Source organism: Streptomyces sp. NPDC052299 (assembly GCF_040679335.1).
Lineage (GTDB): Bacteria > Actinomycetota > Actinomycetes > Streptomycetales > Streptomycetaceae > Streptomyces.
In genome coordinates this window covers 152,503-159,006 of the sequence record NZ_JBFAUP010000018.1, presented here as the reverse complement: position 1 = coordinate 159,006, position 6,504 = coordinate 152,503, and the positions used below count along the sequence as shown (strand labels likewise).

The following is a 6,504-nucleotide window of genomic DNA, read 5'->3' as shown; positions in this document are numbered from 1 at the left end:
CCTGCCGAAGCAGGCCGGGGTATCAACATATCTGGCGTTGACTTTTGGCACGCTGTTGAGTTCTCAAGGAACGGACGCTTCCTTTGTACTCACCCGCAGAACATTCTCTGGGGCTTTCCTCCGGGCGCTTCCCTTCGGTCTTGCGTTTCCGACTCTATCAGACTCTTTCGTGTCCGATTCCCGGTCGAAGCGGGTCAAGCTATTTCCGCTTTCCAGTTCTCCGCTTTCGCGTTTCCCTTTCCGGCGACTCCGACTTTATCAGAGGTTCTGAGTCGGAATTTCCACCCCCTCTTGGATGCTTCGGGGCGCACGGATGCGCTCGCTGCTTCCCGGTGAGGTGGAGACGTAAACGTACTGGAGCGGGGCGCCCCGATGCAAATCGGGGGCCCCGCTCCGGAGTTCGCGCCTGTCGGAGGGTCAGACCTCGACGACGACGGGGAGGATCATCGGGCGCCGGCGGTAGGTGTCCGAGACCCACTTGCCCACCGTGCGGCGGATCAGCTGCTGGAGCTGGTGCGGCTCCATCACTCCGTCCTGGGCCGACTTGTTGAGCGCATCCTCGATCTTCGGAACGACCGCGGTGAACGCCGCGTCGTCGATGCCGGAGCCGCGGGCCTGGATGTGCGGGCCGCCGACGATCTTGCCCGACGTGCTGTCGACCACCAGGAACACCGAGATGATGCCCTCGTCGCCGAGGATGCGGCGGTCCTTGAGCGAGGTCTCCGTGACATCGCCGACGGAGAGGCCGTCGACGTACACGTAACCGGCCTGGACCTTGCCGACGATCTTCGCCTTGCCGTCGATCAGGTCCACGACCACGCCGTCCTCGGCGATGACGATGTGGTCCTTCGGCACGCCCGTCAGGGCCCCGAGCTCGGCGTTGGCCCGCAGGTGGCGCCATTCGCCGTGGACCGGCATCAGGTTCTTGGGGCGGCAGATGTTGTAGAAGTACAGCAGCTCGCCGGCCGAGGCGTGGCCCGAGACGTGGACCTTGGCGTTGCCCTTGTGGACGACGTTGGCGCCCCAGCGCGAGAGGCCGTTGATCACGCGGTAGACCGCGTTCTCGTTCCCCGGAATCAGGGAAGAGGCCAGGATGACCGTGTCGCCCTGGACGATGCGGATCTGGTGGTCGCGGTTCGCCATGCGGGAGAGGGCCGCCATCGGCTCGCCCTGCGAACCGGTGCAGACGAGCACGACCTCGTCGTCCGGCAGATCGTCCAGGGTCTTGACGTCCACGACGAGCCCGGCGGGGACCTTCAGATAGCCCAGGTCACGGGCGATGCCCATGTTGCGGACCATCGAACGCCCGACGAAGGCGACCCGGCGGCCGTACTCGTGAGCCGTGTCCAGGATCTGCTGGATGCGGTGGACGTGGCTGGCGAAGCTCGCCACGATGATGCGCTTCTGCGCATTGGCGAAGACGTTGCGCAGGACGTTCTGGATGTCCCGCTCGGGCGGTACGAACCCCGGGACCTCGGCGTTCGTGGAGTCGGAGAGCAGGAGGTCGATGCCCTCCTCGCTCAGCCGGGCGAAGGCGTGCAGGTCGGTGAGGCGGCCGTCCAGCGGGAGCTGGTCCATCTTGAAGTCACCGGTGGCGACGGCCATGCCCGCGGGGGTCCGGATGGCGACCGCGAGGGCGTCCGGGATGGAGTGGTTGACCGCGATGAATTCGCAGTCGAAGACTCCGATGCGCTCGCGCTGCCCCTCCGCGACCTCCAGGGTGTACGGACGGATGCGGTGCTCCTGGAGCTTGGCCTCGATCAGGGCGAGGGTCAGCTTGGAGCCGATGAGCGGGATGTCCGGCTTCAGGCGCAGCAGGTACGGGACGCCGCCGATGTGGTCCTCGTGGCCGTGCGTGAGGACGATGCCCTCGACGTCGTCCAGGCGGTCCCGGATGGTCGTGAAGTCCGGCAGGATCAGGTCGATGCCGGGCTGCTCCTCCTCGGGAAAGAGGACACCGCAGTCGACGATGAGCAGGCGACCGCCGTACTCGAAGACCGTCATGTTCCGGCCGATCTCGCCGAGGCCGCCGAGCGGGGTGACCCGGAGGGCGCCCTTCGCGAGCTTCGGCGGGGTGCCGAGTTCAGGATGCGGATGACTCAAAAGACTCTCCTTACCACGCGCGCCACGTACCGCTTGGGCACGTGGCGCGCATGTCATTCGTGCACTTGCTGTTGTCTTGGTGGTGCTGTGGTGCGGGTTTCCCCACGTGTTCAGCTGTGTTTCGCGTATTCAGTTGTGAAGTCCGTTGTCAGAGCTCTACCCCGCCGGCGGCGAGATCGATCTTGAGCTGGGCCGTCTCCTGCTCGGTCAGCTCGACCAGGGGCAGCCGGAGCGGGCCCGCCGGGAGGCCCTGCAGCGTCAGCGCGGCCTTGGTGGTGATCACGCCCTGGGTGCGGAACATGCCGGTGAAGACCGGCAGCAGCTTCTGGTGGATCTCGGTCGCCTTCTGTACGTCCCCGCCGAGGTGTGCCTCGATGAGCGCCCGCAGGTCCGGGGTGACGACATGGCCGACGACGGAGACCAGACCGACCGCGCCGACGGAGAGCAGCGGAAGGTTCAGCATGTCGTCGCCGGAGTACCAGGCGAGGCCGGAGCGGGCGATCGCCCAGCTCGCACGGCCCAGGTCGCCCTTGGCGTCCTTGTTGGCGACGATGCGGGGGTGCTCGGAGAGCCGTACGAGCGTCTCCGTGTCGATCGGCACACCGCTGCGGCCCGGGATGTCGTAGAGCATCACCGGGAGGCCGGTGGCGTCCGCGATGGCGGTGAAGTGCCGCAGCAGGCCCTCCTGCGGCGGCTTGTTGTAGTACGGGGTCACGGCGAGGAGGCCGTGGACGCCACTGCGCTCGGCGGTGCGGGCGAGCTCGATGCTGTGCCGGGTGTCGTTGGTCCCGATGCCGGCGACGATGTGCGCCCGGTCCCCCACCGCTTCCAGGACGGCCCTGACGAGCTGGTCTTTCTCCGCGTCGCTGGTGGTCGGGGACTCGCCGGTGGTGCCGTTGATGATCAGGCCGTCGTTGCCTGCGTCCACCAGGTGGGTGGCGAGCCGCTGCGCGCCCTCGATGTCGAGAGCACCGTCCGCCGTGAAAGGCGTGACCATAGCGGTGAGGACCCGCCCGAAGGGGGTCTGCGGAGTGGAGATCGGAGCCATGGGTAACACGCTACTCGCTGCTCGACGCACGGTGCCCCCTCGGGGGGACAAGCAAGAGGAGCCCGGCACTGCCTGCTCGGGGGTTCAAGCAGTGCCGGGTCCGTTTGATCAGCCTAGATGAACTTCTCGAAACGCCGCAATACGGACACCGCCCTATGGGGCGACACGTCCATTTTTGTTGAAGGCTGCATGGGTGAGCGGCATCAGCCGGGCCCAGTGGGCCTCCATCTGCTCGCCCACCATCTCGATCTCCCGCTGCGGGAACGAGGGCACCTTGGCCATCTCGTGCTGCGTGCGCAGGCCGAGGAAGTGCATCAGGGAACGCGCGTTGCACGTGGCGTACATCGTGGAGAACAGGCCGACCGGGAGCACCGCGCGGGCCACCTCGCGGGCCACGCCCGCCGCCAGCATCTCCTGGTACGCCTCGTACGCCTGCCGGTACGAGTCCTCCATGGCGCGGGTGGTGAGCGCGTGCTGCTCCGGCGTGCCCTCCACGAACTCGTACTTGCCCGGGCGGCCCTGCTGGATGAGCTTGCGGGACGTGTCGGGGACGTAGAAGACGGGCTGCAGCTCCCTGTAGCGGCCTGATTCCTCGTTGTACGACCAGCCGACGCGGTGCCGCATGAACTCGCGGAACACGAAGATCGGGGCGCTGATGAAGAAGGTCATCGAGTTGTGCTCGAACGGGCTGCCGTGCCGGTCCCGCATCAGATAGTTGATGAGGCCCTTCGAGCGCTCGGGGTCCTTGGCGATCTCCTCCAGCGACTGCTCACCGGCCGTGGACACGCGGGCGGCGAACAGCACGTCGGCGTCGCCGGCAGCGGATTTCACCAGGTCGACGGTGACGTCGCTGCGGAAATGGGCCTTCGTGGGCTCGGGGGTGTCGTCGGTCACCGGCAGGGTCCTTCCAATGGCGTCGCTCGGGCGGCGTCCACTCTACGGGCCGGGCCGAGGCTGTTCGCGCGCGGCTTGTACGGGAACGTCTTTCCGTTTTTTTCCGATTTCACCGGGCGATTCGGGGCACCGAACGGGGTAGTCGCGCGTCTGACTCAGTAGCACCACCCGAAAGAGATTCCAAGGAGAGCCACCCCCATGTTCCGCCGGCGTGAATCCGTCCCGTTCTCGTTCGTAGCCGAGTCCGAGCGGTTCCGCAGTAACGTCACACCGCCTCCCCGCCCCCGCAGTACGGTCTCCGAGCGGGTGGGACGTGCCCTGATCGGGCTCGTCGTCGTCGGCGGCATCGCGGGGTCCCTGCTCCTCGGCCTGCCCGCTCTGGGCCCCGAGCAGGCTCCGGCGCACACGCAGCAGACGGAAGCGGCGCACGGACGCTGACCCGGACGGACCCCCTGGGGTGGTCGGTCCGGGCATCTCCTCGGTAGCCTCACCGGGCACAGCAATCGAGCGTGCTTGTGAGTGAGGATCAGTCGTGCCCCTGCCCTTTCTGACGGCCGACCGCGCGTTTGACGCGAACGCGGAGGACGTCGCGCTGCCGTTCGACGACCACGACAGCTGGCGGCGGCCGTACCGTCCCGGCCCGTGGCGGGTCGCCGCCGCCGCCGGTCTGCTGCTGCTCGCCTCGTTCATCCTGTTCGCGGGGATGATCATCGCGTTCGCCGGGGCGCTGCCCGGCGCGGGGGCGTGTCTCGCACTCGGTCTCGCGATCATCCTGTGCGCCCTGCGGATGCTGCGCATCGGCGCCTGGGTGAGCCGGCACGGTGTGCGCCGGGTGGGCTTCTTCCGTACGACGACCGTTCCGTGGAGCCGGGCCGCTGCCGTGCGTACGGTGCAGCAGCCGGTGAAGTGGCTCGGGTTCCCGCGTACCGTGCAGGGCCAGGCGCTGATCGTCGTCCGTAAGGGCGGGGACGCGGTGCCGCCGTTGCTCACGGACTCCAACGCGGATTTCCTCGCGCGCGCGGAAGCGTTTGATCGGGCTGCCGACACGATCGAGGCCTGGGGGGACGAGTACCGGCCGCGGTAGCGGTTTCGCGGCGCGAGCCGTCCGGTGACTGAGGTGTCCTCAATCGCCGGACGGCTCTTTTTTTGTCCTCAAACGCCGGACGGGCTGGAGTGCTCGCCCGACGGGCTGGGGGCGCCACCGGACGGGCTGGGGACGTCGCCCGACGGGCTGGGGAGGTCGCCGGGCCGGGTCGTGCGGTGCAAGGCGATTGCTCGTTGCATGGCCTTGCGGGCTCGGGGGGTGTCCCTGGCGTCCTGGTAGGCCACTGCCAGGCGGAACCAGCAGCGCCAGTCGTCCGGGGCGTCCTCCGTCTCCTCGCGGCGGCGTTCGAACACCGCGTCGGCGGAGGCGCGGTCGATGCGGCCGCTGGGCGTGCGCAGCAGTTCGTCGACCGGGAGGCCGCCCTGCGCGTCCAGTTCGGCGGCCAGGGCATTGGCCCTGCGGACGAACTGGGTGTTCTTCCACAGGAACCACACGCCGATCGCGGGCAGGACCAGCACGGCGATCCCGAAGGTCACCGTGATGAGGGTGCCGTGCTTGATGAGCAGGACGCCGCGGCTGCCGACCAGGACGAAGTAGAAGACCAGGACGGCAGCGGTGACGACGTAAGTGATCTTTGCGCGCATGGCGGGGCCAGTCAGTTCAGGTCGAGGAAGTGTTCCAGGCCGAACGTGAGGCCGGGAGTGGTCACCACGCGGCGGGCGCCGAGCAGGATGCCGGGCATGAAGCTGCTGTGGTGCAGGGAGTCGTGCCGGATGGTGAGGGTCTCGCCCTCGCCGCCGAGCAGCACCTCCTGGTGGGCCAGGAGGCCGCGGAGGCGGACCGAGTGGACCGGGATGCCGTCGACGTCGGCGCCGCGTGCCCCGTCCAGCGCGGTGTTGGTGGCGTCCGGCTGCGGGGCGCAGTCGGCCTCGCGGCGGGCCGCGGCGATGAGCTGGGCGGTGCGGGCGGCGGTCCCGGAAGGGGCGTCGGCCTTGTTGGGGTGGTGGAGCTCGATGACCTCGACGGACTCGAAGTAGCGGGCCGCCTGCTGGGCGAACTTCATGGTGAGGACCGCACCGATGGAGAAGTTCGGTGCGATGAGCACACCGGTCTCCGGGGAGGCGGAGAGCCAGCCGTCGAGCTGCGCGAGCCGTTCGTCGGTCCAGCCGGTGGTGCCGACCACCGCGTGGATGCCGTGGCCGACGCAGTACTCGAGGTTCTCCATCACCGAGGCGGGGGTGGTCAGCTCGACGGCGACCTGGGCGCCGGTCTCGGCGAGGGTCTCCAGCTTGTCGCCCCGGCCGAGGGCGGCCACCAGCTCCAGGTCTTCGGCGGCCTCGACGGCTCGTACCGCTTCGGCTCCGATACGGCCCTTGGCGCCGAGGACGGCCACGCGCAGCTTGCTCATTGCTCT

General features: G+C 68.4%; 7 protein-coding genes. 2 read left to right on the top strand and 5 right to left on the bottom strand.

All coding sequences use genetic code 11. The features are described 5' to 3' along the window. Positions 1-417: 417 nt before the first annotated feature. The 3 genes from AB0L33_RS27580 to thyX all read right to left on the bottom strand — a co-directional run bounded on the left by AB0L33_RS27580 (position 418) and on the right by thyX (position 4,045). Positions 418-2,103 carry a ribonuclease J gene (locus AB0L33_RS27580; protein WP_365685705.1) on the bottom strand — a complete coding sequence of 562 codons (1,686 nt, stop codon included), beginning with the start codon at positions 2,101-2,103 and terminating at the stop codon, positions 418-420. A gap of 148 nt (positions 2,104-2,251) precedes the next feature. After that, a complete protein-coding gene (gene dapA / locus AB0L33_RS27575) occupies positions 2,252-3,151 on the bottom strand; it encodes a 4-hydroxy-tetrahydrodipicolinate synthase (protein WP_365685704.1) in 900 nt (299 codons plus the stop codon). Positions 3,152-3,304: 153 nt separating this feature from the next. Beyond that, positions 3,305-4,045 carry an FAD-dependent thymidylate synthase gene (gene thyX / locus AB0L33_RS27570; protein ID WP_161211431.1) on the bottom strand — a complete coding sequence of 247 codons (741 nt, stop codon included), beginning with the start codon at positions 4,043-4,045 and terminating at the stop codon, positions 3,305-3,307. A 198-nt stretch (positions 4,046-4,243) separates the two neighbouring features. Here thyX and AB0L33_RS27565 point away from each other — a divergent pair, with 198 nt between their 5' ends. After that, on the top strand, positions 4,244-4,483 hold the full coding sequence (locus tag AB0L33_RS27565) for a hypothetical protein (protein WP_365685703.1): 240 nt from the start codon (positions 4,244-4,246) through the stop codon (positions 4,481-4,483). Between the two features lie 94 nt (positions 4,484-4,577). Continuing rightward, a complete protein-coding gene (locus AB0L33_RS27560) occupies positions 4,578-5,129 on the top strand; it encodes a hypothetical protein (RefSeq protein ID WP_365685702.1) in 552 nt (183 codons plus the stop codon). 68 nt (positions 5,130-5,197) lie between these two features. On the opposite strand, the gene AB0L33_RS27555 is transcribed toward AB0L33_RS27560, so the two are convergent. Further along, on the bottom strand, positions 5,198-5,734 hold the full coding sequence (locus AB0L33_RS27555) for a tetratricopeptide repeat protein (protein ID WP_365685701.1): 537 nt from the start codon (positions 5,732-5,734) through the stop codon (positions 5,198-5,200). Between the two features lie 11 nt (positions 5,735-5,745). Further along, on the bottom strand, positions 5,746-6,498 hold the full coding sequence (gene dapB / locus AB0L33_RS27550) for a 4-hydroxy-tetrahydrodipicolinate reductase (protein ID WP_365685700.1): 753 nt from the start codon (positions 6,496-6,498) through the stop codon (positions 5,746-5,748). Between the last annotated feature and the right edge of the window lie 6 nt (positions 6,499-6,504).